This window comes from Neoaquamicrobium sediminum, from assembly GCF_013240295.1.
Taxonomy (GTDB): Bacteria; Pseudomonadota; Alphaproteobacteria; order Rhizobiales; family Rhizobiaceae; genus Aerobium; species Aerobium sediminum.
Map to the genome: position 1 here is coordinate 1,094,473 of NZ_JABETK010000001.1, position 24,979 is coordinate 1,119,451.

General features: G+C 67.2%; 22 protein-coding genes and 3 pseudogenes. 9 read left to right on the forward strand and 16 right to left on the reverse strand.

The genetic code is table 11. The annotated features are described in order from the left end of the window. The first annotated feature begins 89 nt into the window (after positions 1-89). Entirely contained in the window at positions 90-653 is a 564-nt protein-coding gene (locus tag HK436_RS05170; RefSeq protein ID WP_173187866.1) for an Lrp/AsnC family transcriptional regulator, read from the forward strand. On the opposite strand, the gene truA is transcribed toward HK436_RS05170, so the two are convergent. From truA to def, 4 genes are read right to left on the reverse strand one after another with little or no spacing between them, the layout of a single operon-like run. After that, on the reverse strand, positions 634-1,377 hold the full coding sequence (gene truA, locus HK436_RS05175) for a tRNA pseudouridine(38-40) synthase TruA (protein WP_173187868.1): 744 nt from the start codon (positions 1,375-1,377) through the stop codon (positions 634-636). The two genes, HK436_RS05170 and truA, sit on opposite strands and share 20 nt — an antisense overlap. A 2-nt stretch (positions 1,378-1,379) precedes the next feature. Further along, positions 1,380-1,880 (reverse strand): GNAT family N-acetyltransferase, encoded by a 501-nt coding sequence (locus HK436_RS05180; protein WP_173187870.1) that lies wholly within the window; start codon positions 1,878-1,880, stop codon positions 1,380-1,382. Beyond that, a complete protein-coding gene (gene fmt, locus HK436_RS05185) occupies positions 1,877-2,812 on the reverse strand; it encodes a methionyl-tRNA formyltransferase (protein ID WP_173187872.1) in 936 nt (311 codons plus the stop codon). The genes HK436_RS05180 and fmt overlap by 4 nt, the downstream gene beginning before the upstream one ends. Positions 2,813-2,841: 29 nt before the next feature. Beyond that, a complete protein-coding gene (def, locus tag HK436_RS05190; RefSeq protein ID WP_173189950.1) occupies positions 2,842-3,369 on the reverse strand; it encodes a peptide deformylase in 528 nt (175 codons plus the stop codon). Between the two features lie 101 nt (positions 3,370-3,470). On the opposite strand from def, the gene HK436_RS05195 reads away from it, so the two are divergent. Beyond that, positions 3,471-4,718 (forward strand): DNA recombination protein RmuC, encoded by a 1,248-nt coding sequence (locus HK436_RS05195; protein WP_173187874.1) that lies wholly within the window; start codon positions 3,471-3,473, stop codon positions 4,716-4,718. A gap of 62 nt (positions 4,719-4,780) precedes the next feature. Continuing rightward, positions 4,781-5,263 (forward strand): CAP domain-containing protein, encoded by a 483-nt coding sequence (locus HK436_RS05200; protein WP_244648542.1) that lies wholly within the window; start codon positions 4,781-4,783, stop codon positions 5,261-5,263. A gap of 8 nt (positions 5,264-5,271) precedes the next feature. On the opposite strand, the gene HK436_RS05205 is transcribed toward HK436_RS05200, so the two are convergent. Both HK436_RS05205 and HK436_RS05210 read right to left on the reverse strand, forming a co-directional pair. Further along, complete coding sequence (locus HK436_RS05205; RefSeq protein WP_173187875.1) at positions 5,272-6,144, reverse strand: N-formylglutamate amidohydrolase; 873 nt, start codon at positions 6,142-6,144, stop codon at positions 5,272-5,274. Beyond that, on the reverse strand, positions 6,137-6,811 hold the full coding sequence (locus tag HK436_RS05210; protein WP_173187877.1) for a DUF1028 domain-containing protein: 675 nt from the start codon (positions 6,809-6,811) through the stop codon (positions 6,137-6,139). The genes HK436_RS05205 and HK436_RS05210 overlap by 8 nt, the downstream gene beginning before the upstream one ends. Positions 6,812-6,965: 154 nt before the next feature. Between HK436_RS05210 and HK436_RS05215 the strand changes: the two are divergent. The 5 genes and pseudogenes from HK436_RS05215 to HK436_RS32880 form a co-directional block, all read left to right on the forward strand. Continuing rightward, a pseudogene (locus HK436_RS05215) lies at positions 6,966-8,015 on the forward strand (Atu2307/SP_0267 family LLM class monooxygenase); the annotation flags it as partial. 360 nt (positions 8,016-8,375) lie between these two features. Further along, complete coding sequence (locus HK436_RS05220; protein WP_173189954.1) at positions 8,376-9,386, forward strand: LLM class flavin-dependent oxidoreductase; 1,011 nt, start codon at positions 8,376-8,378, stop codon at positions 9,384-9,386. Positions 9,387-9,481: 95 nt separating this feature from the next. Further along, positions 9,482-10,194 (forward strand): annotated as a pseudogene (locus tag HK436_RS05225) (ABC transporter ATP-binding protein). 4 nt (positions 10,195-10,198) lie between these two features. After that, positions 10,199-11,452, forward strand: coding sequence for an ABC transporter permease (locus tag HK436_RS32875; protein WP_312860498.1), 1,254 nt, complete (start codon positions 10,199-10,201; stop codon positions 11,450-11,452). Continuing rightward, on the forward strand, positions 11,416-13,764 hold the full coding sequence (locus tag HK436_RS32880; protein WP_312860499.1) for an FtsX-like permease family protein: 2,349 nt from the start codon (positions 11,416-11,418) through the stop codon (positions 13,762-13,764). The genes HK436_RS32875 and HK436_RS32880 overlap by 37 nt, the downstream gene beginning before the upstream one ends. Here HK436_RS32880 and HK436_RS05240 read toward each other — a convergent pair. Further along, positions 13,751-14,461, reverse strand: a complete 711-nt coding sequence (locus tag HK436_RS05240; RefSeq protein WP_173187879.1) for a phosphoribosyltransferase — start codon at positions 14,459-14,461, stop codon at positions 13,751-13,753. The two genes, HK436_RS32880 and HK436_RS05240, sit on opposite strands and share 14 nt — an antisense overlap. Before the next feature lie 82 nt (positions 14,462-14,543). Between HK436_RS05240 and HK436_RS05245 the strand changes: the two genes are divergently transcribed. Next, entirely contained in the window at positions 14,544-15,719 is a 1,176-nt protein-coding gene (locus HK436_RS05245; protein ID WP_173187881.1) for an amidohydrolase, read from the forward strand. 23 nt (positions 15,720-15,742) lie between these two features. On the opposite strand, the gene HK436_RS05250 is transcribed toward HK436_RS05245, so the two are convergent. From HK436_RS05250 to HK436_RS05290, 9 genes and pseudogenes are all read right to left on the reverse strand, one after another. After that, on the reverse strand, positions 15,743-16,666 hold the full coding sequence (locus HK436_RS05250; protein WP_173187883.1) for a nucleoside hydrolase: 924 nt from the start codon (positions 16,664-16,666) through the stop codon (positions 15,743-15,745). Next, positions 16,666-17,997 (reverse strand): amidohydrolase family protein, encoded by a 1,332-nt coding sequence (locus tag HK436_RS05255; RefSeq protein ID WP_173187884.1) that lies wholly within the window; start codon positions 17,995-17,997, stop codon positions 16,666-16,668. Before HK436_RS05255 ends, HK436_RS05250 begins: the two co-directional genes overlap by 1 nt. 236 nt (positions 17,998-18,233) lie before the next feature. Beyond that, entirely contained in the window at positions 18,234-19,295 is a 1,062-nt protein-coding gene (locus HK436_RS05260) for an ABC transporter ATP-binding protein (protein ID WP_173187886.1), read from the reverse strand. A 9-nt stretch (positions 19,296-19,304) separates the two neighbouring features. After that, complete coding sequence (locus HK436_RS05265; protein ID WP_244648792.1) at positions 19,305-20,096, reverse strand: ABC transporter permease; 792 nt, start codon at positions 20,094-20,096, stop codon at positions 19,305-19,307. Beyond that, on the reverse strand, positions 20,093-20,917 hold the full coding sequence (locus HK436_RS05270; protein WP_173189956.1) for an ABC transporter permease: 825 nt from the start codon (positions 20,915-20,917) through the stop codon (positions 20,093-20,095). The genes HK436_RS05265 and HK436_RS05270 overlap by 4 nt, the downstream gene beginning before the upstream one ends. A gap of 313 nt (positions 20,918-21,230) precedes the next feature. After that, positions 21,231-22,259, reverse strand: a complete 1,029-nt coding sequence (locus tag HK436_RS05275) for an ABC transporter substrate-binding protein (RefSeq protein ID WP_173187890.1) — start codon at positions 22,257-22,259, stop codon at positions 21,231-21,233. Between the two features lie 154 nt (positions 22,260-22,413). Further along, the gene (locus HK436_RS05280) at positions 22,414-22,797 is read right to left on the reverse strand and encodes a DUF6481 family protein (protein ID WP_173187892.1); all 384 of its coding nucleotides are present in this window, start codon (positions 22,795-22,797) and stop codon (positions 22,414-22,416) included. A gap of 134 nt (positions 22,798-22,931) precedes the next feature. Then, entirely contained in the window at positions 22,932-23,501 is a 570-nt protein-coding gene (locus HK436_RS05285) for a Kazal-type serine protease inhibitor domain-containing protein (RefSeq protein ID WP_173187894.1), read from the reverse strand. Positions 23,502-23,605: 104 nt separating this feature from the next. Next, positions 23,606-24,860: pseudogene (locus HK436_RS05290) on the reverse strand (lytic murein transglycosylase). Between the last annotated feature and the right edge of the window lie 119 nt (positions 24,861-24,979).

Consider the following 24,979-nt stretch of genomic DNA (forward strand, 5'->3'; position numbering starts at 1 on the left):
GCGGGGGCGGCCGCGATATCCTGTTGATCGATGTTCGTCATTCCTTCATGATTGCAGAATGATGTTCGGCATCAAGATGGAAATGCGATATGAACGAAAATACAGATGGTATTCGGCGTAAACGCGCCAGCAGCCGCGCCCTCGACGATATGGACCGAAAGCTGTTAGGCGTTCTGGCCGAAGATGCGACCATCAGCTACGCGGATCTGGGGGAGCGCGTCGGTCTTTCGCCACCCGCCGCGCACGAGCGGGTGAAGCGCCTGCGCCGCTCTGGCGCGATCCGCAAGGTCGCCGCGCTGATCGATCCCGAGGCGAGCGGCAAGCCGATGCTTGCCTTCGTGCATGTCGACACCACCGGCTGGGGCAAGACGCCTGTGCTGCTCGCAATCGAGGAGCACCCCGAGGTGGAGGAGATCCACTCGGTTGCCGGCGACACCTGCATGCTGCTCAAGGTACGCACGGAAAGCACGCATGCGCTCGAAGGCCTGCTTGCGCGCCTCTACGACACGCCCGGCGTCAAGGCGACCCGCAGCTATGTGGTGCTGTCCACCTATCTGGAACGTCCGGTGCAGCCCGGCGTCACCGCCGAATGGCCGGCTCTGGTGAAGAACGCGCAGGCCGGTGTCGCTGCGTTCAATAATCGACCCGGGTGAGATAGAGCCCGTCGGGCGGCGCGACCTGCCCGCAGCGGGCGCGGTCGGCGGCCGTCAGTGCCGCCTCGAGGTCGTCCGCACTCCAGCCGCCCTCGCCCACCTTCTTCAGCGAGCCGACCATCGAGCGCACCTGATTGTGCAGGAACGAGCGCGCCGACGCCCGAACCTCGATCAGATCGCCGTCGCGTGACACGTCGAGCCGGTCGAGCGTCTTGACCGGGCTTGCCGACTGGCATTGCACGGAGCGGAAGGTGGTGAAGTCGTGCTTGCCCAGAAGCCGTTGCGCGGCCGTGTGCATTGCGTCCGCGTCCAGCAAGCGCGGCACGTGCCAGACATTGCCGCGCATCAGCGCGGCCGGCGCGCGCCGGTTGAGGATGACGTAGAGGTAGTGCCGGGCGGTCGCCGAAAACCGCGCATCGAAATCGTCCGCCACGCGCGCCGCCGCCAGCACCGCGACGGCCTCGCCCGCCATCGTCAGATGGGCGTTGAGCGCGCCCTGCACCTTGTCGGCGTCCCATTCCCTGTCGAGATCGACATGGACCACCTGCCCCGTCGCATGCACCCCGGCATCGGTGCGCCCAGCGCCGCGGATCGTCACGGTCTCGCCCGAGAAGCCGAGGATGGCCTTCTCGATCGCCTCCTGAACCGTGGCAAGGTCGGCCTGCCGCTGCCAGCCGGCATAGGCCCGTCCGTCATATTCGATGTCGAGCCGGTAGCGCGGCACCGTCAGAGCTCCTGGAACGCCGGCGCGTAGACCAGCCTGCCGCTGGCCGGCGCCTCGCCCCACGAAATCGCCTGCAGCGCCTCGCCCTGATAGTCGCTCTCGAAGCCTGCGGCGCTCTCGTGCGCGTAGCCGAAGCGGCCGTAATAGGCGGGGTCGCCCAGCACGACGCTCAGCGTCTCGCCTGCGGCGCGCAGGCGACGGTGCGCCTCTTCCACAAGCGCCACGCCGATGCCTTGTCCCTGCGCGGCGGGCGAAACCGCCAGCGGCGCGAGCGCGACCGCGGCGAAGCTGCGGTTGCGTGTCTCCACCATCAGCCGCGAGAACAGCACATGGCCGACAAGTTCGCCGTCCCGTTCCGCGACCAGTTCGAGCACATCGTCGCTGGCGCCGACCAGCAATTCGACCAGCCGCGCTTCGCCATCCTGCCCGAAGGCCGCTTCCTCGATCGCGCGGATCGCATCGCGGTCCTGCTCGGTCGCCTCACGGATGGTAATGCCGTTCATGACAGCTCGTCTCCCTCGCCGATCTTGGCGCCGCGCAGGAACTCGCCCGCCGCCATCGGCTTTCCGCCTGCCCGCTGCAGCCCCGTTAGCCGTACCGCGCCCGTGCCGCAGGCTACGGTCAGCCGATCGTCGAGGATGCGCCCGGCAGGCCCCTCGCCCTCGGCCATCGTCGAGCGCAGCAGCTTCACGCGTTCCGTCTTGCCCCCGGCCGTCATCTCGCACCATGCGCCGGGAAACGGCGAAAACCCGCGGATATGATTGTGCACTTCCGCCGCCCCGCGCGACCAGTCGATGCGCGCCTCCTCCTTCGCGATCTTCTTCGCGTAGGTCGCGCCTTCTTCAGGCTGCGGTTTCAGCGACAGCGATCCGGCTTCAAGTGCCGCCAGCGCCCGCACCATCAGTGCGGCACCCGTTGCCATCAGCGCGTCGTGCAGTTCGCCAGCGGTCATGTTGGGGCCGATCGGCACCCGTTCCGTCAAGGCGACAGGGCCTGTATCGAGCCCCTCGTCCATCTTCATGACCATCATGCCGGTCTCGGTGTCACCGGCCATGATCGCGCGCTGGATGGGCGCCGCACCCCGCCAGCGCGGCAGCAGCGACGCATGGCCGTTAAACGCGCCCAGACGGGTGCCGTCGAGGATCGGCTTCGGCAGCAGCAACCCGTAGGCGACCACGACGGCGACGTCGGCTTCCAAATCGCGGAACGCCTTTTGCTCGTCCTCGCCCTTCAGCGACTTGGGCGTGCGCACCTCGACGCCCAGCTCCTCGGCAAGCAGATGCACCGGTGACTTTGTCAGTTCCAGTCCGCGCCGGCCCGCAGGGCGCGGCGGCTGGCTATAGACGGCGAGGATCTCGTGCCCGGCCTCGGCGATCGCGCGCAGCGTCGCGGCCGAAAACTCGGGCGTTCCCATGAAGATGACGCGTAGGGACATGGTGCGGCCTCCGGCTCGCCGGCGCGGGGCTAGCCGGCCATCCGGCTGAGGGGTTTGTCGCGCGCCAGCTTCTTGAACCTGCGCACCACCATGTCGCGCTTGAGCTTGGAGATGTGATCGATGAACAGCACGCCGTTCAGATGGTCGATCTCGTGCTGCAGGCACGTCGCCATCAGGCCATCGGCCTCGATGACCTGTTCCTTGCCGTCGCGGTCGAGATATTTCACCGTCACCGTGTCCGGCCGCTCGACCTCGGCATAATAGTCCGGGATCGACAGGCACCCTTCCTCATAGACAGAAACGCCGTCGCCGCTGGCGACGATTTCCGGGTTGATGAAGACATGCGGCGCCTTCGGCTCGTCCTCCTTGGCGAGGTCGATCACCAGCATACGGCGCGGTTCGCCGATCTGGATCGCCGCCAGCCCGATGCCGGGCGCGTCGTACATCGTCTCGAGCATGTCGTCGGCAAAGCGCCGCAGCGCGTCGTCGACCCGCTCCACCGGCTCGGAAACCTGGCGCAGGACGGGATCGGGAAGGATGACAAGAGGTCTGATCATGCCCGTCAGGTAATCGGTAACCCCAGAGGCGTCAACGGCTTTGGCGATAATGTTCACGTTTTGGTCTTATGCCGGCCAGCCGAATCGTCTATCCTGGAGGGATGAATGATCCGGCCGCACTGCTTTCGCTCCCAGTCGCCCACCTCGGCGCGACCACGATCACGCTGGGCCAGGCCCTTGCGGGCTCGGTGGCGCTGGCGCTGCTGCTGGTCCTTTTCCTCACGCTCGCCCTGCTGCGCTCCGCTCGCTCCCGCACAGAGGCGGCAGCCGAAGCGACGCAGCGCGCCCGCGAGGCGGAAGCGCGCATGGCCGAGATCGCCCGCGCACAGGCCGAGATGCAGGGCCGCATGGGCACCATCGCAGAGGTCTTCGGCAGCCGGCAGGCGGAACTGACGAAATCGATCGGCGAACGGCTCGACGGGATGAGCGCGCGGCTCGGCCATTCCATTACCGAGCAGACGAAGTCGACGCATGAAAACCTGGCGAAGCTGCAGGAGCGGCTGGCCGTGATCGACACGGCGCAGTCCAACATCCAGTCGCTGGCCGGCCAGGTCGTGCAGCTCCAGCAGATCCTGTCCAACAAGCAGACGCGCGGCGCGTTCGGCCAGAGCCGCATGGAGGCGATCGTCGCCGATGGCCTGCCGCACGGCGCCTACGAGTTCCAGGCGACGCTGTCGAACAACAACCGCCCCGATTGCCTCGTGCGCATGCCCAACGGCGCGCCCGACCTCGTCATCGACGCAAAGTTCCCGCTGGAATCGTGGAACGCGATCCGGGCGGCGGCCGAGAGCGAGGGAGCGGATGCGCAGAAGGTCGCCTCGCAGGCCTTTCGCCGCGACGTGGAGGTGCACATCCGCGCCATCGCGGACAAATACCTGATCCCCGGCGAGACGCAGGATACGGCGTTCATGTTCGTGCCGTCCGAATCGATCTTCGCCGAGATTCACGAGAACTTCGAGGCGGTCGTGCAGAAGGCGCATCGGGCCCGCGTGGTCATCGTCTCGCCGTCGCTGCTGATGCTGTCGATCCAGGTGATCCAGGCCGTGCTCAAGGATGCGCGCATGCGCGAGCAGGCACACCTTATCCAGCACGAGGTGGTGCGGCTGATGGAAGATGTCGGCCGCCTCGACGATCGTGTGCGCAAGCTGCAGACGCATTTCTCGCAGGCGAGCCGCGACGTCGAGACGATCCTGACCTCGGTCGACAAGGTCACGCGGCGCGGTGCCAAGATCGAGGCGCTGGAGTTCGGCATCGAGGGCGGCGCGCCGGAGGCGGACGAGCCCGCGCCGCGCACGGCCTCGTCACGCACCGGGCAGTTGCGCCTGCATGTGGTCGAAGACGGCGAATGATGCCCGCATCCTGCCACGATCCTGTTTGAAGAAGCCCACCGTCGCAAATTCGAAGGGCATCCATGAACCGCATCGCAAGAGCAGTCAGCGCCACCGGCGCTGCCGTCATGCTGGCAGGCGCGCTACTGGTCGCCGGCTGCCGGACGGGAACCACGCCCGGCGCTTCGGCCGGGGCGTCACGCTCCGGGCAGGCCTATCTGGCCGAGATTCGCACCTCCGCCGGCCTGCCGGCGCTGAGACCCGATCCGACACTGGAGAAAGCGGCATTGCGCCAGTCCGGCTACATGGCGCAATCGGGCCGCATGGCGCACGACACCGGCTGGCGGCGCGATTTCGCCACCCGGATGAAGGCGGACGGCGTCGCCGCGCCGGCAGCCGAAAACCTCGCGCACGGACGCATGGAGATGGAGCGGCTGTTCCAGATGTGGATGGCCTCCTCCGGCCACCGCCGCAACATGCTCGACGAGCGCTTCACCCGCTTCGGCCTCGCCTATGCGGGCACCGATGACGACCGGCGCTACTGGACGCTTGTGCTCGGCAAATAGCAGCGGCGTCAGTTCAGCCGCGCGCGGGCGAAGCCGGCGAGTTCGTCTGTAAACGTCGACAGGTCGTCCTTGAGGCCGGCGAAACCGCCGGTGCGGTCCAGCGTGCCGTGGTCCATGTAGAGGGCGCGGTTGATCTCGATCTGCAGCGTGTGCCGCCCCTCCTCCGGCTTCCCGTAGCGCTCCACGATCAGCGCGCCCTTGTACGGATCGTTGAGCCCGACACTGTAGCCGAGCTCCGACAGGTGGTCCGCGACGAAGCGCGTGAGCGCCGGATCGCATGACGTGCCGTCGAGATCGCCCAGCACGAAGTCCAGACGCGTTCGGCCCGGGTCGGGCGCCAGCGCATTGCCGACCGGCTGCATCGAATGCCAGTTGATGTGCAGCACTTCGCCGAATCGTTCCGTCAGCCGCGCCATCTCGTCTTCCAGCGCCGCGTGATAGGGCCGCCAGTAGGCATCGATGCGCCGCCGTATCTCGTCCGCGCTCAGAAGCCGGTCGTAGATCGGCACCGCGTCGCCGATCAGCCGGAAGATCAGGCCAACGCCGCGCTCCGAATTGACTGAAGGCGCAGTCTCCTCCGCCCAGTCCTCCGGCAGAAGATGCGGATCGAGATCGTCCGGGGTGCGGTTGGGATCGATATAGGTTCTGGCAAACAGCGCCTTGATGAGCGTCGCGCCATGGCTCGGCGCGTCGATGACGAGGTCGTCGACGAACCGGTCCTCGCCGCCCAGCAGCAGCCGCATCTCGGCCGCCGGCAGGAAATCCTCGGGATAGACCCGGCCGCTATGCGGCGAATCGTAGAGTAGCGGTAGTTCCTCGCCGTCCGGCCGCCGCACCGATACCGCCTGCGGCAGGTCTTCGGGTTCGCCCTGCCTAGACATCGCCGTCCTCGAAGATGCCGGCAGGGTTGGCGCGTGTCGCCATGCGCCGGATATGCGGCAGCAGCTTCTCGGCGAAGACCGAATGCAGCCGCATCAGCTCGCCCACCGGATCGTCGTGGTCGTCCACGCGAATGTCCCAAAGCGGATATTCCTCGCTGGCCACCACATAGACTGTCGAGGAGCGCTCTTCCTTTCGGTCTCCGCCTTCGGCCATGCCCGCAGCAAGCGCATGGATCAGCCGTTCCACGAGCGGCGCGTTCGGCTTCTCGCCGAAGGCCTGCACTGCGTGCTCGATCACCCGCGGCCCTTCGAGCCGGTTGCCCTGCACGCAGAAATCGCGATGCGCCTGCCCGCCGGCCCAAGGCTTGCAGCCCTCGCCGGTCCAAATCGCGGCGCGGCCGTCGCGGTCGATTACGCCGAGCTGCCGCCGATCCATCCGCGGGTCATGCTGGCGCAACGCCTCGATCACCTCATCGGCCCACATGCCGCTCTGCAGCAGCCTTATGCCGTCGATGCCGAGATACGGATTGAGCCGTGCCTGTGTGGCGATCGCGCCTGCGCCGGGCGCGGCGTGCGTCAGAAGCTTGCCGACGGCCGGAAGCGCGGTGATGGCGGCAATGCCGAACTCGCCCGTTCGCGGGCAGCGGGCGACGATGGAAAAGGTCATGAAGCGCCTCTGGCTGGAAACCACGTCAGGGGAACGACGGGCGGCGTCCCCGGTTCCCGCGTCGCGCGTCGGAGGATGGACTGTTCACAGCAAACCGCTTTGCGCGCGATGGATCGGCAGCCTATCTGTCGGAGACAATTCGGGAGACTTCATGATGGAACTCGGCCTCTACACGTTCGCCGATGTCGGCACTGACCCGGTTACCGGCGCAAAGGTTGGGCCGGCGGAACGGCTGCGCAATCTCGTTGAAGAGATCGAGCTTGCCGACCAGCTTGGCCTCGACTTCTTCGGGCTGGGCGAACACCACCGCCCCGACTATGCGGTCTCCTCGCCCGCCGTCGCGCTTGCGGCCGCCGCCACGCGCACGAAGAATATCCGCCTGTCGAGCGCGGTTTCGGTGCTGTCGTCCGACGATCCGATCCGCGTGTTCCAGCAGTTCGCAACCCTCGACAATCTGAGCGAGGGCCGCGCCGAGATCATGGCGGGCCGCGGCTCCTTCATCGAATCGTTCCCGCTGTTCGGCTACGCGCTCGAGGACTACGACACGCTGTTCGCCGAAAAGCTCGAAATGCTCATCAAGCTGAACGAGGGCGAGATCTTCTCGTGGCCGGGTGGCCAGCACACGCCGAAGGTCGACAATCGCGGCGTCTATCCGCGCCCGCTGCAGGAGAAGCTGCCGCTATGGATCGCCGTCGGCGGCACGCCGCAATCGGTCGGCCGCGCCGCCATGCTTGGCCTGCCGCTGGCGCTCGCCATTATCGGCGGCGAGCCGCACCGTTTCGCGCCGCTGTTCAAGCTCTACCGCGAGGCGGCAGCCAAGTTCGGACGCGACCCGACAACCTTGAAGACCTCTATCAACGTGCATGGTTTCGTCGCCGAAACGACGCAGGAGGCGATTGACACGGCCTTTCCGGCACACACCGACGTGATGAACCGCATCGGGCGCGAGCGTGGCTGGGGCCCGACGGGCAAGGACCAGTTCGCCGCGTCCGCGGCCCCGCGCGGCGCGAACTTCGCCGGCAGCCCGGCGGAAGTCACCGACAAGATCCTCGCCAACCACGAGATCTTCGGCTTCGACCGCTTCGTCATCCAGATGGCAATTGGCGTCATGGACCATGCAAAGCTGATGAAGGCGATCGAGCTGTTCGGCACGAAGGTCGCGCCCGAGGTGAAGAAGGCCGTGGCGGCGAAGGAAACAACCGCCGCCGAACATAGGGCCTTAGGTTCCCACCGTCATGGACGTCGCCGCGAACCACCGACGTTGAAGTCGGAACCGCGACCTCTTCGCCGTCATCCCGGCCAAGGCCGCGCAGCGGCCGCCGAGCCGGGACCCATTGAGAGGCGCGGCCGGTCTCCGCAGGTAGCGCCGCGCAGATCACGCACGGCAGGCGCTTTCATGCGTCAAGACAAGCACCGGGCCGTGCTCCACGATGTCCCGACCAATGGGTCCCGGCTCTCGCTCCGCTCGGCCGGGATGACGCCTTCACGGAAGCTTTCCACAAACCGACATTGGCACAAACATGAGGCGGTTGGTGAACGCGTGCGGACATCCTATATCCGACCGATGATACCGCTCTCCGTACTCGACCTCTCGCCCGTGCCTGAGGGCAGCGACGTTTCGCAGTCGCTCGCCAACACGCTCGATCTCGCCCGCCATGCCGAGCGCCTTGGCTACAATCGTTACTGGCTGGCCGAGCACCACAACATGCCCGGCATCGCAAGTGCGGCAACGGCCGTGGTGATCGGCCATGTCGCGGCCGGCACCTCCACTATCCGGGTCGGGGCCGGTGGCATCATGCTGCCCAACCATTCGCCGCTGATGGTGGCGGAGGCCTTCGGCACGCTGGCAGCACTCCATCCCGGCCGCATCGACCTCGGGCTCGGCCGCGCGCCTGGCACCGACCAGCTCACCGCGCATGCGCTTCGGCGCAACATGGGCGGCGGCGTCGACACCTTTCCCAACGACGTTGTCGAACTGATCCACTACTTCAAGCCGGAGGAACCCGGCCAGCGCGTACGAGCCGTGCCGGGCGCCGGCCTCAACGTGCCGGTCTGGATGCTCGGCTCGAGCCTCTACGGCGCGCAGCTCGCCGCCATGCTCGGCCTGCCGTACGCCTTCGCCTCGCATTTCGCGCCGGCCGAGATGGAGCATGCGCTGGAAGTCTACCGCACGCGTTTCGAACCTTCGGAGCATCTCGACAGGCCTTACGCGATGCTCGGCCTCAACGTCTTCGCCGCCGACACCGACGAGGAAGCGCGGCTGCTCTTCACCTCGCTGCAGCAGGCCTTCGTCAATTTGCGCACTGGTCGCGCCGGCAAGCTGCCGCCGCCCGTTCCCGGCTTTGCCGAAAATCTTGACCCGTCAGCCAAGGCGATGCTCGACCATGCACTTTCCTGCGCCATCGTCGGTTCGCGCGAGACCGTGCGCGACGGGCTCAGGGCCTTCGTCGCGCGCACCGGCGCCGACGAGCTGATGGTCACGGCACAGATCTTCGATCACACCGCGCGGGTGCGCTCGTTCGACATCCTTGCTGCCGCCCGCGACGAGCTGGACCGTGCCGAAGCCGCCGAATAGGCAACAGGGACTGTCAACATGCACCTTTGACGTGTATCAACGGGCCGGGCTGAGTTTGGGCTAAAGATCGTTCGTTCGCGAATGAGGGAGGCCGTGTGAACGCCGGGCCGATCTACACCGTCGAGGGGGTGACCAAGGTCTACCGCACCGGGGAGGTCGAGGTGCGGGCGCTACGCGGCGTCGACATCGAGATCGGGGCTGGCGAGTTCATCGTGCTGCTCGGCCCGTCCGGCAGCGGCAAGTCGACACTCGTCAACATCCTTGGGGGCTCGATACCGTCACCGACGGCAAGGTCTTCTTCCGCGACGAGGAGATCACCGGCTTCGGCGACCGCGAGCTGACGAAATACCGCCGCGACCATGTCGGCTTCGTCTTCCAGTTCTACAATCTCGTGCCCAGCCTGACGGCGCGCGAAAACGTCTCGCTCGTCACCGAGATCGCGCGCGATCCGATGGACCCCGGCGAGGCGCTGGAGATCGCAGGCCTGCCGCGCGACCGACACGACCATTTCCCCGCGCAGCTTTCGGGCGGTGAGCAGCAGCGCGTCGCCATCGGCCGCGCCATCGCCAAGAAGCCCGAAGTGCTTCTGTGCGACGAGCCGACCGGCGCACTCGATTCGAAAACCGGCATTCGGGTGCTGGAAGCGCTGGCGCAGGTCAACCGCGACCTCGGCACCACGGTGCTGGTCATCACCCACAACATGGCGGTGGGCCGCATGGCCGACAGGGTGATCCATTTCGCCGACGGCACCGTGGCGCGGATCGAAGAGAACGAGAAGCGCGAGGCACCGGCCTCGATCGCGTGGTGACCCCATGGGTGTGCTCGACCGCAAGCTGATGCGCGATCTCGTCCGGCTGTGGGCGCAGGTCGCGGCGATCGCGCTGGTCATGGCCGCCGGCGTGATGACGCTGGTGCTGGCAGTCGGCGCCCAGCGCTCCCTGTTCGAGACGCGCGAAGCCTATTACGAGCGCAACGCCTTCGCCGATATCTTCGCCACCGCCACCCGCGCCCCGGAACGCCTCTCCGATGAGATCGCCGCCATACCCGGCGTCGCGAGCGTCGAGACCCGCATCCGCGAGAACGCGGTGCTCGACATAGAGGGCATGCTGGAACCGGCCAGCGGCATACTGGTCTCGGTGCCCGACGACGGCCAGCAGGTGCTGAACCAGCTCTATATGCGGCTGGGCCGCCTGCCCTCGCCCGGCCATCCGGCCGAGATCGTCGTCAACGAGCCCTTCGCCCACGCCCACGGTTTCGAGCCCGGCGACACGCTGAGCGCGATCATCAACGGCCGCAAGCGCGCACTCACCATCGTCGGCGTCGCGCTGTCGCCCGAGTTCATCTACGTCGTGCCCGACCTGATGCCGGACGACCGGCGGCTGGGCGTGGTGTGGATGTCGCAGACTGCGCTCGCCGCCGCGTTCGACCTCGACGGCGCGTTCAACGCGGTTTCCGTCAAGCTCCTGCGCGGGCAGCCGCCCGAACCGGTGATCGACGAGATCGACCGGCTGCTCGAACCCTTCGGCGGGCGCGGCGCGCATGACCGGGAAGACCAGCAGAGCCATGCCTTCCTCGATGCGGAACTGACGCAGCTTCAGGCGATGAGCTACGTGCTGCCGCCGATCTTCCTGCTGGTCGCCGGCTTCCTCGTCAATATGATCCTGTCGCGCCTGATCGCGCTGGAGCGCGAGCAGATCGGCCTCATGAAGGCCGTCGGCTACACCGGCGCCGGCGTCGCCTGGCACTACATGAAGCTCGTCATCGTCATCGCGCTGATCGGCGTCGCCATCGGCATCGCCGCCGGCACGTATCTCGGGCGCGGCCTGACCCGCCTCTATGGCGACTTCTTCCACTTCCCGTTCCTGATCTTCCGGCTCAGCCTCGACGTCTACGTCATCGCCATCACGGTTTCGGTGGCCGCCGCGACGCTCGGCGCGCTGCGCTCGGTTCGCGCCGCGCCGCCCTGCCGCCCGCCGTCGCGATGCGGCCGCCTGCGCCCGCGCGTTATCGCCGGCTCTTCGGCGGCGGCTTGCCGTTCGTATCGCTGCTGCCGCAGACGACAGTGATGATCGGGCGAAACATCGTGCGCCGGCCGCTGCGCTCGCTCTTCACCAGCTTCGGCATCGCGCTGTCGGTCGCCGTGCTGGTCGGATCGCTGTTCTCGCTGGACGCGGTCGAGGAGATGATCGACATCACCTTCTTCAGCGCCGAGCGGCAGCATGCGACGATCAGCTTCGTGCACAAGCTGCCTGCCGACGCGCTCTACGAGGTCGAGCGCCTGCCCGGTGTGATGGCGGCCGAGCCGGCGCGGATGGTGGCGGCGCGGTTCCGCAACGGCCACCTTGAACGCCGCCTCTCGATCACCGGCAAGCCGGCCGGCTCGAACCTGTCGCGCCTGCTCGACGTCGACCGTCAGGAGGTGACCATGCCGCGCGATGGCGTCGTGCTGACCACGGCGCTTGCCGACATCCTCGAGATCGGTCGCGGCGAGACGATCGAGGTCGAGCTGATGGAGGAGCACCGCGAGACCGTGCGGCTACCCGTCTCGGCCATCGTCGAAAGCTATATCGGCCTCGGCGCCTTCATGGAGATCGAAGCGCTCAACCGGCTGATGCGCGAGGGGCCGTCCATCTCAGCCGTGCACGTCATCACCGACGCCTCGCAGATCGCCGCCCTTTACGAAGCGGTGAAGAACCTGCCGATGGTCGGCTCGATCGCGCTGCAGCGCGCCTCGGTCGCCAAGTTCCGCGAGACCATGGCCGAAAACCTCACCATGATGGTGACCATCTATGTCGCGCTTGCCGGCATCATCGCCTTCGGCGTCGTCTACAACGGCGCGCGCATCCAGCTTTCCGAGCAGGGGCGCGAGCTTGCAAGCCTGCGGGTGCTGGGCTTCACCCGCGGCGAGGTGTCGTGGATCCTGCTCGGCGAGTTCGCGATCCTGACGCTTGCCGCCCTGCCTCTCGGCTGGCTGCTCGGTTACGGCATGGCCTATTCGACCGCCGAAGGGCTGGCGACCGAGATGTTCCGTCTGCCGCTGGTGATCGAGCGCTCCACCTATGCCTGGGCGAGCGTCGTGGTGCTGGTGGCCTCGGCGCTGTCGGCGCTGATCGTGCGCCGGCGCATCGACCGGGCTCGAACTGATAGAAGTCTTGAAGACGAGAGAGTGACCGATGGCGATTCCGCTTCGAAAATCTGCCTGGATCGTGGCCGGCCTGGCGCTGGCCGGCGCGGCGGCGTGGTGGGCGTTCCGTGCGCAGCCAGTGGCGGTCGACATGGCGCGGTCGAGCGCGGCACGCTGGAGGTGACCGTCAGCGATGACGCGCGCACGCGCATCCGCGACGTCTATACGGTGTCGGCACCCGTGGCCGGCACGGTGCAGCGCACGCCCGGCCACGTCGGCGACCAGGTGGTCGCTGGCGAAACCATCGTCGGGGTGGTTCGCCCGGCCGCGCCGGCTCTGCTCGACACCCGTTCGCGACGCGAGGCGCAAGCCGCCTTTGCAGCGGCCGGCGCGGCGGTGCGGCTTGCCGAAGCCCAGTACCGCGAGGCGGAAACCGCGCTGGAGCTGGCAAGGGCCGAAGCTGCCCGCAACGAGGAACTCAGCCGCCGCAGCATCGTCTCCGATCGCTCGCTGCAGGAGGCGCGGGGAGCCGTCACCCAGGCCGAGGCCCGGCTTGCCAGTGCTGCCGCGAGCGTCGAGATGCGCCGGCGCGAACGCGAAAGCGCACAGGCGCGGCTGGACGACCCCGAAAGCAGCACCAGCAACGGCAGTGGCGGCTGCTGCATCACGGTCGAGTCGCCGGTGAATGGCGAAATCCTGACCATCCACCATGAGAGTGAGGCGGTGGTTGCCGCCGGCACGCCGCTCGTCGAGATCGGCGACCCGACCGAACTCGAAGTGGTGGCCGAGCTTCTCTCGGCGGATGCCGTGCGCGTGCCGTCCGATGCCGACGCCCGGATCGAAGGCTGGGGCGGCCCGCCGCTGGAGGCACGCGTGCGCCGCGTCGAGCCGACCGGCTTCACCAAGGTCTCCGCACTCGGCATCGAGGAGCAGCGGGTGCGCACGATCCTCGACCTGCTCGCCCCGCCGGAGGATCGCCCGGGGCTCGGCCATGGCTACCGGGTCACAGCGCGGATCACCATCGAGCGCCACGAGGACGCCCTGCTGGTGCCGCTCGGCGCGCTCTTCCGGCAAGGCGCGGACTGGGCGGTCTTTGTCGCCGGCGCGGAAAACAAGGCCGCGCTGCGCACCGTCGAGGTCGGCGCACGCGACGCCCGCAACGCCGTCGTCCTGTCCGGCCTTTCGGAAGGCGAACAGGTCATCATGCACCCCAGCGACAGGATCACCGACGGCGTAGAGATCACGCGGCGCTGACTTCGCCGCCCTGCGGACGCCATCGCCCGTCCGGCCCGCGCGTCAGCAGCGGCGTCGCCGTCGCGCCATGGATGGGCACATCGCCCATGCCGGCTTCGGCCAGCGCATCACGCCAGCGTTCGCCCTGCAGCATCGCGAAGATCGCCGCAGCGGGCCGCAGCCCTGCGCGCTGCAGAAGCCGCAGCACCGAAACCAGCGACGCCCCCGTGCTGACCACGTCGTCCACCAGCACGAAGGGTCGCCCCTCCAGCACCGGCAGCATGCGCGGGTCGACATAGATGCGCTTCTCACCGCCGGGACTGGTGATAGAGCGCAGCGGTTCCGACAGCGCCTCGTCGTACCAGAACTTGCGCGAGGTACCGAGCGCGACCATGCGCGGGTGGCCAAGCCGCCGCGCCACGTTGGCCGCCAGCGGCAGGCCCAGCGTCGGCACGCCGACCACCACCGCCGGATGATAGTGCCGCGCCGCCTCCGTCATCGCTCCGGCCAGCGCATCCTCGACGGCGAAGCTTGCCTGGTTGACGATCAGCGAGGCGACGGCGCGGTCGTCGCCACCCGGCAGAACCCGGATCGGCAGCGCCACCTGCCGCCCGTCCGGCAGCGTAGCCGGATAAAGATCGGCAAACCCTTCCGCGATGCCGTCGGCAAAGGTGCCCGGCGCGTGGATTTCCTGCCAGAACTGGTGTGGAGCGAGCATCGGCGACTTGCTTTCCGGGATAAAAGGGCGACCTGCAAAGGCGAGCACCACCTTCTAACCGCATCACGGGACGTGTCCAGAGATGAGCGATTTCCTCGACCCGCAGGACCTCGAAGACCTGGTTGCGCTGCGCCGCGACCTGCACGCCCATCCCGAGCTCGGCTTCGAGGAGGAGCGCACCAGCGCCATCGTGAAGACGTTTCTTGCCGATTGCGGCATCGCGGTCGAGGACGGCATCGGCGGAACCGGCGTGGTCGGCACGCTCAAGCGCGGCAACGGCACCACGTCGATCGCGCTGCGCGCCGACATAGATGCGCTCGCCATGCCCGAAACCGCCACGGAGCGCCCTTACCGCTCGAAATTCCCCGGCAAGATGCACGCCTGCGGCCATGACGGGCACACCGTCATGCTGCTGGGCGCTGCCCGCAAGCTGGCGCGCAGCCGCTCCTTTTCCGGCACCGTGCATTTCGTGTTCCAGCCGGCGGAGGAAGGCCGTGGCGGCGCGCAGGCGATGGTCGATGACGGCCTGTTCGAGCGGTTCGCGATCGACCGTTTCTATGGCCTGCACAACATGCCCGGCATCGCGATCGGCGAGATGGCGGTGGTGCCCGGCCCGCAGCTTGCCTCGTCCGACCGCTGGGAAGTGACCTTCAAGGGCGTCGGCACCCATGGCGGCAAGCCGCATCTCGGCCTCGACCCTACGGTCGCCGCCGGCCAGTTCCTCAGCGCGATCCACACCATCGTGTCACGCAAGGTCGATCCGGTGGAGGCCGCCGTCGTCAGCGCCTGCGCGATCCAGGCCGGCGATTTCGAGGCGCTCAACGTGATCCCCAACGACGTGCGCATCGGCGGCACGGCGCGCGCCTACAGCCACGCGGTGCGCGACCTGATCGAAGCGGAGATCGGCCGCATTGCCGCCGGCGTAGCTGCGGCTGCCGGCATCGGCGCTGCCTACGACTACCGGCGCGGCATGCCGCCCGTCATCAACGAGGCGGACGCAACGCAGCGCGCGCTGGAGGCCGCGCAGGCCGCGCTCGGCACCGCAAACGTGGCGACCGCCTACCCGCCATCCACGGCGGGCGACGATTTCGCGATTTTCTCGGGAAAAGTCCCCGGCGCCTATGTCTGGCTCGGCAACGGGCCGGCGCAAGACGGCGCGCTGCACCACAACACCCGCTACGATTTCAACGACGCCGCCATCGAGCCTGGCGTCCGCTTCTGGACCACGCTGGTGGAGCAGGAACTGCAGGCGGGGTAAGTGGTGCGTCCTTCGAGGCTCCCCTACTCGCCTGACAACCGCGCCGCCAGCAATTCCAGCGCCCCCTCGCTATCGACCTTCACCGCCACTGCAATTGCGCTACCGGCCTTCCGGTCGACGTCGAGCGCACCTGCTTCGGGTGCCTCGCCCAGGTCGACGGCTATCGGCAGCGTCTCCAACCTGAAAAGGTCTGGCCGTTCGGCAAACAGCATGACGCAGGGATCGTGCAGCGGCCGGCTCTCGCCACCGGAGGTCGACAGGAAATAGGCGTCGATCAAGTCGGCCGAGGCGGCAGCGGCGGCGGCCACGCCCGTCTCGCGCAGGGCGGCCGTATAGGCGCGGGTCGCGCGCACCTTGCGCGTCACGTCGAGCGGCACCAGCACCGTCTCGACCCCTGCCCGGAAGACGATGTCGGCGGCCTCTGGGTCGGCGGCGATGTTGAACTCGGCGCGCGGGCCGACATTGCCCGGCTCGTCGACGGCGCCTCCCATGGCGATCAGCCGCCGGACGCGCCGCGCCGCTTCGGGGTAGTCGCTCACGAGCCGCGCGATGTTTGTCAGCGGGCCGAGCGCCAGTATGTCGATGCTGCCTTCCGGCTCGCGCATCAGCAGGCCCGCCAGCCATTCGACCGCATCCGCCAGCGGCGGCACGGCCGGCTCGGGAAACCGCACACCGCCGAGGCCGTCATTGCCGTGGATGTCGGCGGTGTCAAAGCCCTTGCGTGACAGCGGCGCCGGCGCGCCCGCAATCACCGGGATGTCGCCGCGCCCGGCCAGCGCCAGGATACGGCCGGCATTGCGGGTTGTCGTCGCGATGCCGATATTGCCGGCCACCGTCGTGAGGCCGAGAATGTCGAAAGCGGGCGACGACAGCGCATGCAGAATCGCGACCGCGTCGTCGATGCCGGGATCGGTGTCGATCACGGCGCGGATGGTTGCATCGCTCATCACGCCTGCCCGTCGGCGGCGTCGATGCGCGCCATCTCCGCCTTGAATTCACTTGCGACCTGCAGCGCGTCGCGCATCACCTTCCTGCGCTCCAGAGTCTTCACGTCGCGGTCCCGCATCAGCCACGCGCCCGCCACCATCACGTCGCACACGTCCACCGGCATCGCCGAGAACACCAGCGTCGCGTATTGATCGTAGATCGGCTGCATGCGCGCCGCCGAGACGTCGATGCGGATCAGGTCGGCCTGCTTGCCGGGCTCCAGCGAGCCGATCCTGTCATCCATGCCCAGCACCTTCGCGCCCTCGATGGTCGCCATGCGGATCACTTCCCTCGCCGGCATCGGCTTGCGGCTGTGGCCGAGCAGCTTCTGGAACATGGTGACAGGCGCGAACTGCGAGAACAGGTCGAGCGTGTTGCCGCTCATCGGCCCGTCCGTCGCGACGCCGACCGGAATGCCCGCCGCGCGCATCGCCTCCACCGGCGCGATGCCGCGCCCCGCCTTGGCGTTGGAGCGCGCATTGTGCGCGACGCAGACCTGCGCGTGGGCCATCTTCTCGATGTCGCTGTCGCTGACATGCAGGCAGTGCGCGCAGATCAGTCCCTTGCGCAGCAGCCCCGCCTTCTCCACCACCTCGACCGGGCGCATGTTGTGGTTCTTCGCGCACCACTCCATCTCCGAATCCATCTCGGCCAGATGGATCTGCACCGGCACGTCTGGGTGATCGTCGGCCCAGCGCGCGACGCGGTTAATCACCGCGATGTCGGTCGAATAAGGCGCATGCGGCGCGATCGACGCGGTCACGCGCGGATGGCCGGCGAATTCATCCACCAGCGCTTCCGTCAGCGCGAAGCCCTCGTCGATCGTCTTGTGATCGGGCGGGTTGAAATCGGCGATGGTCTGGCCGACCACGCCGCGAATGCCCGCCTGATCCACCACCCGACCGACTTCGGTCTCGAAGTAATACATGTCGGCGACGGTGGTGACGCCGCCCTCGATCAGCTCGAGTGCTGCCAGCGCCGTGCCCGCGCGCACCATCTGCGGCGTCACGAACTTGCGCTCCATCGGCAGCACGTAACGGTAAAGCCGGTCGTCGACATCCTCCCCCAGCCCGCGAAACAGCGTCATCGCCATATGGCAATGCGGATTGACCATGCCGGGCATGACGATGTCGCCGCCGACGTCAACCACCTCGGCGCCCTCGACCCGCGGCGCCGGACCGGCACCGGCCGCGACGATGCGCTCACCGTCGACATGAACGAACCCGCCCTCGATCACCGGCATGTCCGGCGTGCAGGGGATCAGCGTGGCATTGGTGATGAGGGTGGTCATGGGAAACGCCCCTGGATCGCTGATCGCAAAGGCCGCGCTCTACGTTGCCCCCTCTGTCCTGCCGGACATCTCCCCCACAAGGGGGAGATCGGCAGCTTTGCGCTCACCGCTCCTTCTGCAGCGCTGGCGATTAGCGAAAGTCGAGACGAAAGCTAATCTCCCCCTCGTGGGGGAGATGTCCGGCAGGACAGAGGGGGTGCGAAGGAGCGCGACGACTCGGTAGAATATCCACGTCTCTATTCTACCCTCAACACGCAGCACTGGTCGGGAACAGGCACCAGCCGTGCCACCGAGCCCAGTTCCAGCGGCGAGGACAGCGGGCCGTTGGCGATCAGCGGGCCGGCCTCCGTCTCGCACTGGTACTGATAGGCGCGGCCCAGATAGGTGCGCAGGCCGAGCGTGGCGGGCAGGCCCTTCGCGTCGGGATCGGCCGTCACGGCCAGCCCGTCGGCGCGCGCGGCCAGCACGAAATCGTCCGGGATGTCGCCGAAGCGCGCCTTGGGCAGCGCAAGCGCCACGCCGCCCGGCGCCTGCGCCGTCACGTCGTCGCCGTCGCGCGCCGTCACCTTCATCGGGATCAGGTTCTCGAAGCCGACGAAGCGCGCCACGAACGCGTTGGCCGGCCGCTGGTAGAGCACCTCGGGCGTGTCGAGCTGCATGATGCGGCCCTGATGCATGATCGCCACCCGGTCGGAGATCGAGAACGCCTCCTCCTGATCGTGGGTCACGTAGACGGCAGTGGTGTTGTTGGCGCGCTGGAGCTGGCGGATCTCGACGCGCATGTCGACGCGCAGCTTGGCGTCGAGGTTGGACAGCGGCTCGTCGAACATCAGCAGCGGCGGTTCGATCACCAGCGCGCGTGCGAGCGCCACGCGCTGCTTCTGACCGCCGGAGAGCGCACCGGGAAGCCGGTCGGCGAGCTGGTCGAGGCCGACGCGCTCCAGCATCGCGCGTGCCCGCTTGTTGCGCTCGGCCGTCGCGATGCCGCGCTGCTTCAGGCCGAAGGCGACATTGTCCAGCACCGACAGGTGCGGAAACAGAGCGTAGTTCTGGAAGACGAGGCCGATATGGCGTTTGTAGGCGGGCAGCCGCGTCAGGTCTTCGCCACCCAGCGTAATGGTGCCTGCCGTCGGCTCCAGGAAGCCGGCGATGAGGCGCAGCGTCGTCGTCTTGCCGCAGCCGGAGGCGCCCAGCAGCGAGACGAGCTCGCCCGCGCCGACGCTGAGTGAGAGGTCGTCCAGAACCTTGGTCGTCCCGTAATGGGCGGTCAGGTGTTCGACAGCGAGGGGATGAGTCATTGGCTGTTTCTACTTGGCGAGGAAGGTCAGCCCCAGCGTGCGCTCGACAATCGCCATCACTGCGACGGTCAGCAGCATGAGCAGCACGGAGACCGATGCGATGACGGGATCGAAGAACTGCTCGACATGGGCGAGGATCTGGATCGGCAGCGTCGAGATGCCGGGTCCGGTCAGGAACAGCGACACCGAGACGTCGTTGATCGAGGTGATGAAGGCGAGGATGAAGGCGGCGATCACGCCGGAGCGCACGTTCGGCAGCACGATCGTGAAGAAGGTCTTGATCGGACGGCTGCCGAGGCTGATCGCCGCTTCCTCGATGGAGAAGTCGAACGAGGCAAGGCTCGCCGAGATGACCCGCACGCAATAGGGCAGCACGATCAGGGTGTGACCGATCAGCAGCGTCAGGAAGATCGGAGCGGACTGGCCCACGGCGACCAAGCGCAGCAGCGAGAAGCCCAGTACGATTTCCGGCACCAGGATCGGCAGCACGAACAGCGTCGACAGCCACGCCGGAAGCTGGATGCGGTAGCGGTTCAGCGCATAGGCCGCCGGAATGCCGATCAGCAGCGCCAGCGCGGTCGCCAGGAATGCGATCTCGACGCTGGTGACGATCGTGCGCCGGAACGCGCCGATCTCGAAGATGCGCTCGAACCAGCGCAGCGTCAGCCCCTGCGGCGGAAAGGTCAGGAAGGTCGTGTCCGAGAGTGCTGCGCCGAAGACGATCACCAGCGGCCCCATCAGGAACAGGTAGACGAGGACGGCGAAGCCGATCAGGGCAGGATGAAGACGGTTGGGCATCAGGTCGCCATTGGGTTGAGACGGCGGGCGGCCCGCGTCATGAAGAGCACCACGGCCACCGTCACCACCACCATGATGGCGGCGATGGTGGAGGCGCTGACCCAGTCGAAGGCGACCATGGCGCGCTGGTACATCAGCGTGCCCATCACCATCTGGCTTTCGCCGCCGAGAAGCTGCGGCGTCGCATAGGCGGTGAACGAGCCGGTGAAGACCAGCACCGCGCCGACGATCAGGCCGGGCACCGCCAGCGGGAAGATCACCTGTCGGAACGTCGCGGCCGGCGAGGCGCCCAGCGAGGCTGCCGCCTGCACAACGTCGTCAGGGATGTTTTCCAGAACGCCGACGAGGGTCAGCACCATCAGCGGCACGAAGAGATACACCATGGCGACGATCACCGAGCCCTGCGTGTAGAGCATGGAGAACGGCTCGTCGGTGATGCCCATCCCGATGAGGAAGTTGTTCAGGATGCCGTTGCGCCCGAGGATGATCAGCCAGGCAAAGGACCGCACCACCACGCCGGTCAGCAGCGGGAAGACGGCCGCGATGATGAGCAGGCTCTTGATGCGACCCGGCGAGCGGGCGACGACGTAGGCCGTCAGGAAGCCCACCGCGACGGAGATGATCGTGGTGATCAGCGAGATTTCCAGCGTGCGCCACAGCACCGTGCGGCGAAAGCCGCTGGAGAAGAAAGCCTGATAGGGCGCGATGATGCCCGCGGGCTCGATGAAGGTCGCGGTGATGGTCGCCGCCACCGGCAGCACCAGGAACACCACGACGAGGGTCGTGGCCGGCGCGGAAAGCGTCCATCCGGCGAAGCGTTTCAGCACTGTGGTCGTCCCCTTCGGATCATCGCGTATGTCATGGGTGCGTCCTTCGAGGCTCGCGGAGCCTGTCCTCGGGCCTGCCAAGGGCAAGACCCGTGGGCTCGCACCTAGGATGAGGGAGGTCGTGCATCGAGCAACAGAGCAGTGGGTTCGACAAACCGCCATCTTCATCTTGAAGTGCCACCGGATCGAACTCACGGCGTCATGGATTCGGCAGACCACTTCCCTCATCCTGAGATGCGAGCGCAGCGAGCCTCGAAAGACGCACCAAAAACCACGGCTGGCAAGGCACAACCCCCGCCAGCCGTCGATGTCACATCCCGAAAATTTCGTTCCAGCGATCCACCCAGGCGTTCTTGGCCTGGTTCATCTTGGAGTAGTCGACGCGCTTGAGGCCGTCGATCATCTCCTTGCCGTAGGTCCACTGCGCGGCTTCCTCCTCCGTCAGCTCGACGGAAGCGGCAACCGGGGCGTCGACGCCGTTCTGCGCCAGCGTCTTCTGCAGCTCGGGATCGAGGATGAAGTTGATGAACTCGTGCGCCAGCTCGACATTGGCCGCGCCCTTCGGAATGTTGACCGTGTTCAGCGTCGCGATCGCCCCGTCCTCGAGATCGGCCCAGACCACACTCGGCACGGCAGCCTGAAGCTGACCCAGCGCGAAATCCTGTGCCAGCGACACGGTAATCTCGCCGGTCGAGAACAGGTTTATCATCTCCGAGCCGGTGTTGTAGTTCTTCACAACGTTGGGCTTGATCTTCTCGATCTCGGCAAAGGCCGGGTCGGCGTCGTCGAAGGCGTTCGTGCCGGCCTTCTCGCCGGCGATCATGACGACCATCGGGCCGGCGGTGGTGGTGATGCCCGGCAGCGACACCTGGCTGGCAAGGTCCTCGCGCCACAGGTCGGCCCAGCTCGTGATCGGCGGGTTCACCTTTTCCGAATCGTAGACGATGCCGACGCGGCCGATCGTATAGGCCGGGCCGTAGCCGCCCTGCGGGTCCTGCGCCAGCTCGTAGAGCCCGTCGATGTTCGGGATTTTCGAGCGGTCGATCTTCTGGAAGAGGCCTTCCTCGACGCCGATCTGCGAGAAGGAATCGGTTAGGTAGATCACGTCGACGCCCGCGCCGCCGCGAATCTTCACCTTGTTGAGGCGGTCGGCATTGTTGCCGGTCTCGAACACCAGCTCGCAGCCGCATTTTTCCTGGAACGGCTGGACGATGTACTGGTCGAGTTTCTCGCCGTTGAAGCCCCACCACGAGATGGTCAGGGTTTCGGCCTGCGCCGCGCCGGCCGTCGTGGCAAGCACGGATGCCGCGGCCAGCATCGTCTTACGGGGAGTGGTCATGTTTCGCGCCTCTTCTGGATAGGTCGGAACCGGGTTCATCCCGGACTCGATGTTCAGCAAAAGCTTATTTTGACCGCCAAAGCCCCGCAAGCCCAAAGAATGTGCAGCGCACAACTACGGGCGCTCGTGTTGCCGGCAATCCGATGGGGCGAACCTAGCGCTTGCGCGCCTTGCGTGCGGCATAGCGCGCGTCGCGCTTGGCCTTGCGCTCGGCCTCGTCGGCCAGCAGCCGCGAGATCATGTCCTTCTCGGCATTTTCCTTGGCCTCGGCCTCGGCCTTTGCCGCGGCTTCAGCTGCAGCCTCGCGCTCGGCGCGCTCACGGGCCTCTCGTTCGGCCTTCTCGCGCTTCTCACGCTCGCGCTCGGCCTGACGCTGCGCGCGCGCCTCGGCCGCAGCCTTGCGCTCGGCCCGCCTTGCCTGCGCGGCCGGATCGTCGGCGGACGGCATCTTGGCCTTCGCCTTTTCCAGCAGCGCCTTGCGGGCGTCCATCGCGGCCTGTCTGCGTTCCGCGAAACCCTGTTCCTTGTAAATTGCCACTCTTCGCCTTCTCGGTTGCGAGGTTTTCTTCGAGGGGCCTTATTGATGGCTACACGGCCGCAATTCAAGACGAAAAAGGCCCTCTCCGCACAAAACGGAGAGGGCCTCAGTCGATTTTCGGTCAGGCCAGCGCCTTAGCAGGGGCCGGGACGCTCGATGCGGTAGCGGGCGTTCTCCGCCTCGCAGGCATTGCCGAAGGTGCGGCGCTCGCCACGGCGGGTGCCGCAGACAGGTGCATATTCACGCGTGCAGGCCCGCTCTTCGCGGCCGCCACCGCCTCCGCCGCCACGGCATTCGCCCTGGCTGACCACGCGATAGCCCTCGACCTGCGCCGAGCAGGCATTGCCGAAGGTGCGGCGCTCACGACCGCGCACGGCGCAGACCGGATCGAACTGCATGGTGCAACCAACTTCCGGCGGCCGTTGTGGCTGCGGCGGGCGTTCGCTGCGGCACTCACCGCCATAGACGATGCGGTAGCCGTCCGACCGCGCCAGACAGGCGTTCGAGAAGGTTTCACGCTGACCGCGACGCTCGCCGCAGACGGGAGCGTATTCGCGGGTACACATCTCCGGCGGCCTGTCGGGACGCGGCGGGCGTGGACCTGGTCCCGGTCCGGGACCCTCCTCCACCACCACACAGGCTGCCAGCACGGTGGCAACGACGGCCAGCCCGGCCGCAATCTTCGCAATTGAAAGGAAACGCATTCCCGGTCCTCCAGATGTCCCTCGATCATCACAATGCGTCAGTACCGCATTCGATCCCCATATGCGGGCAAATTGCAAGCCCGCATATCGCGCGAGCCCGCCGATCAGCCGAGCGCCCGCACCAGCTCGGCATCGGGGAAGCAGGTCGGCGCTCGCCCGTTCCTTGCCTGCCACTCGCCGATCGAGCGGCGCGTGCGGAAACCGGGCAGCCCGTCGGCGCCGCCGACATCGTAGCCGAGACGCTCCAGTCCGCGCTGCATGGCGGCGATGTCGGAGCGATAGAGCTTCGCCACCCGCCCCCAGGAGCCCGCGAAACGCCGGTCGCCATAGGTGATGCGATCAGCCGCGTGGCCGACGAACAGCGCGTAGAGATCGCTCTCGTTATAGTCCTTCAGCACGTAGAAGTTGGGCGTGACGATGAAGGCAGGGCCCGAGCGTCCGGCCGGCATCAGCAGGAAACCCTCCTGCCGCGCCTCGTGTTCCGGGAACGGCCGGCCGCTGACGCGCGCGACCCCCATCGCCTCCCATTCGGAAATCCGCTTGCCCCGGTCGGGACCTTCCAGCGCGCAGGACACGCTTTCAGGCACCGTAACCTCGAAGCCCCAGTCGCGGCCCTTCACCCAGCCGTGGCTCGCCAGATAGTTGGCGATCGAGGCGAGCGTATCGACCTGTGAGCCCCATATGTCGGCGCGACCGTTTCCATCGGCATCGACCGCATATTTCATGTAGGAGGTCGGCAGGAATTGCGGCTGCCCCAGCGCGCCGGCCCAGGACGACTTCATCGCCGCCACGGAAACATGGCCGCGCTGGACCATTTCGAGTGCGGCCAGCACCTCCTCGCGGAACATGTCCTTGCGCGTCGCCATGAACGCCTTGGTGCCCAGCACCTCGAAGGCGTTGTGCGGGATGTTGGCGTTGCCGAAGCCGGATTCGCGTCCCCAGATCGCCAGCAATATGCCAGACGGAACGCCGAAGCGTCCCTCGATGGCCCCGAGCGCCTGGCCGAGTTGCGCGGCGCGGCTGCGCCCGCCGCCGGTCACACCCGAGACGATGTTCTCGGCGAAATAGTTGCCCGGCGCACCGAACTCGGCCTGATGCTGCACCTTAGGCGTCTGCGACGACTGGCCCGGCATCACGAGGTCCGGCAGCTTGAGATCGGGCTCACGCCCCCGAACGCCGCGTTGAAAGTCTCCTGCGACACGCCGCGGCGCGCGCATCGGGCCACAGATCGTTCTGCAGCCATGTCTGGAACTGCGATGTGACATTCTGCGCGGCGGCCGGAAGTGCTGCAAGGACCGACACCAGAAGTAGGACGCCTGCGAGCAGAGGCGCCCTACGTTGCCCCCTCTGGCTTGCCAGCCATCTCCCCCCACAAGGGGGAGATCGGAAGCTTCACGCTCGCCGTTCCTTCTGCAACGCCAGCGATTGGCAAAAGCCAAGACGGAAGCTGATCTCCCCCTTGTGGGGGAGATGTCCGG

What these genes read in the sequence shown, in the direction of transcription:
- HK436_RS05285 (WP_173187894.1), bottom strand. Translation starts at nt 23,501, where the DNA reads ATGCGTTTCCTTTCAATTGCGAAGATTGCGGCCGGGCTGGCCGTCGTT.
- HK436_RS05180 (WP_173187870.1), bottom strand. Translation starts at nt 1,880, where the DNA reads ATGAACGGCATTACCATCCGTGAGGCGACCGAGCAGGACCGCGATGCG.
- HK436_RS32875 (WP_312860498.1), top strand. Translation starts at nt 10,199, where the DNA reads ATGGGTGTGCTCGACCGCAAGCTGATGCGCGATCTCGTCCGGCTGTGG.
- HK436_RS05245 (WP_173187881.1), top strand. Translation starts at nt 14,544, where the DNA reads ATGAGCGATTTCCTCGACCCGCAGGACCTCGAAGACCTGGTTGCGCTG.
- fmt (WP_173187872.1), bottom strand. Translation starts at nt 2,812, where the DNA reads ATGTCCCTACGCGTCATCTTCATGGGAACGCCCGAGTTTTCGGCCGCG.
- HK436_RS05255 (WP_173187884.1), bottom strand. Translation starts at nt 17,997, where the DNA reads ATGACCACCCTCATCACCAATGCCACGCTGATCCCCTGCACGCCGGAC.
- HK436_RS05240 (WP_173187879.1), bottom strand. Translation starts at nt 14,461, where the DNA reads ATGCTCGCTCCACACCAGTTCTGGCAGGAAATCCACGCGCCGGGCACC.
- HK436_RS05170 (WP_173187866.1), top strand. Translation starts at nt 90, where the DNA reads ATGAACGAAAATACAGATGGTATTCGGCGTAAACGCGCCAGCAGCCGC.
- HK436_RS05220 (WP_173189954.1), top strand. Translation starts at nt 8,376, where the DNA reads ATGATACCGCTCTCCGTACTCGACCTCTCGCCCGTGCCTGAGGGCAGC.
- def (WP_173189950.1), bottom strand. Translation starts at nt 3,369, where the DNA reads ATGATCAGACCTCTTGTCATCCTTCCCGATCCCGTCCTGCGCCAGGTT.
- HK436_RS05195 (WP_173187874.1), top strand. Translation starts at nt 3,471, where the DNA reads ATGAATGATCCGGCCGCACTGCTTTCGCTCCCAGTCGCCCACCTCGGC.
- HK436_RS05275 (WP_173187890.1), bottom strand. Translation starts at nt 22,259, where the DNA reads ATGACCACTCCCCGTAAGACGATGCTGGCCGCGGCATCCGTGCTTGCC.
- HK436_RS05260 (WP_173187886.1), bottom strand. Translation starts at nt 19,295, where the DNA reads ATGACTCATCCCCTCGCTGTCGAACACCTGACCGCCCATTACGGGACG.
- HK436_RS05200 (WP_244648542.1), top strand. Translation starts at nt 4,781, where the DNA reads ATGAACCGCATCGCAAGAGCAGTCAGCGCCACCGGCGCTGCCGTCATG.
- HK436_RS05250 (WP_173187883.1), bottom strand. Translation starts at nt 16,666, where the DNA reads ATGAGCGATGCAACCATCCGCGCCGTGATCGACACCGATCCCGGCATC.
- HK436_RS05210 (WP_173187877.1), bottom strand. Translation starts at nt 6,811, where the DNA reads ATGACCTTTTCCATCGTCGCCCGCTGCCCGCGAACGGGCGAGTTCGGC.
- HK436_RS05205 (WP_173187875.1), bottom strand. Translation starts at nt 6,144, where the DNA reads ATGTCTAGGCAGGGCGAACCCGAAGACCTGCCGCAGGCGGTATCGGTG.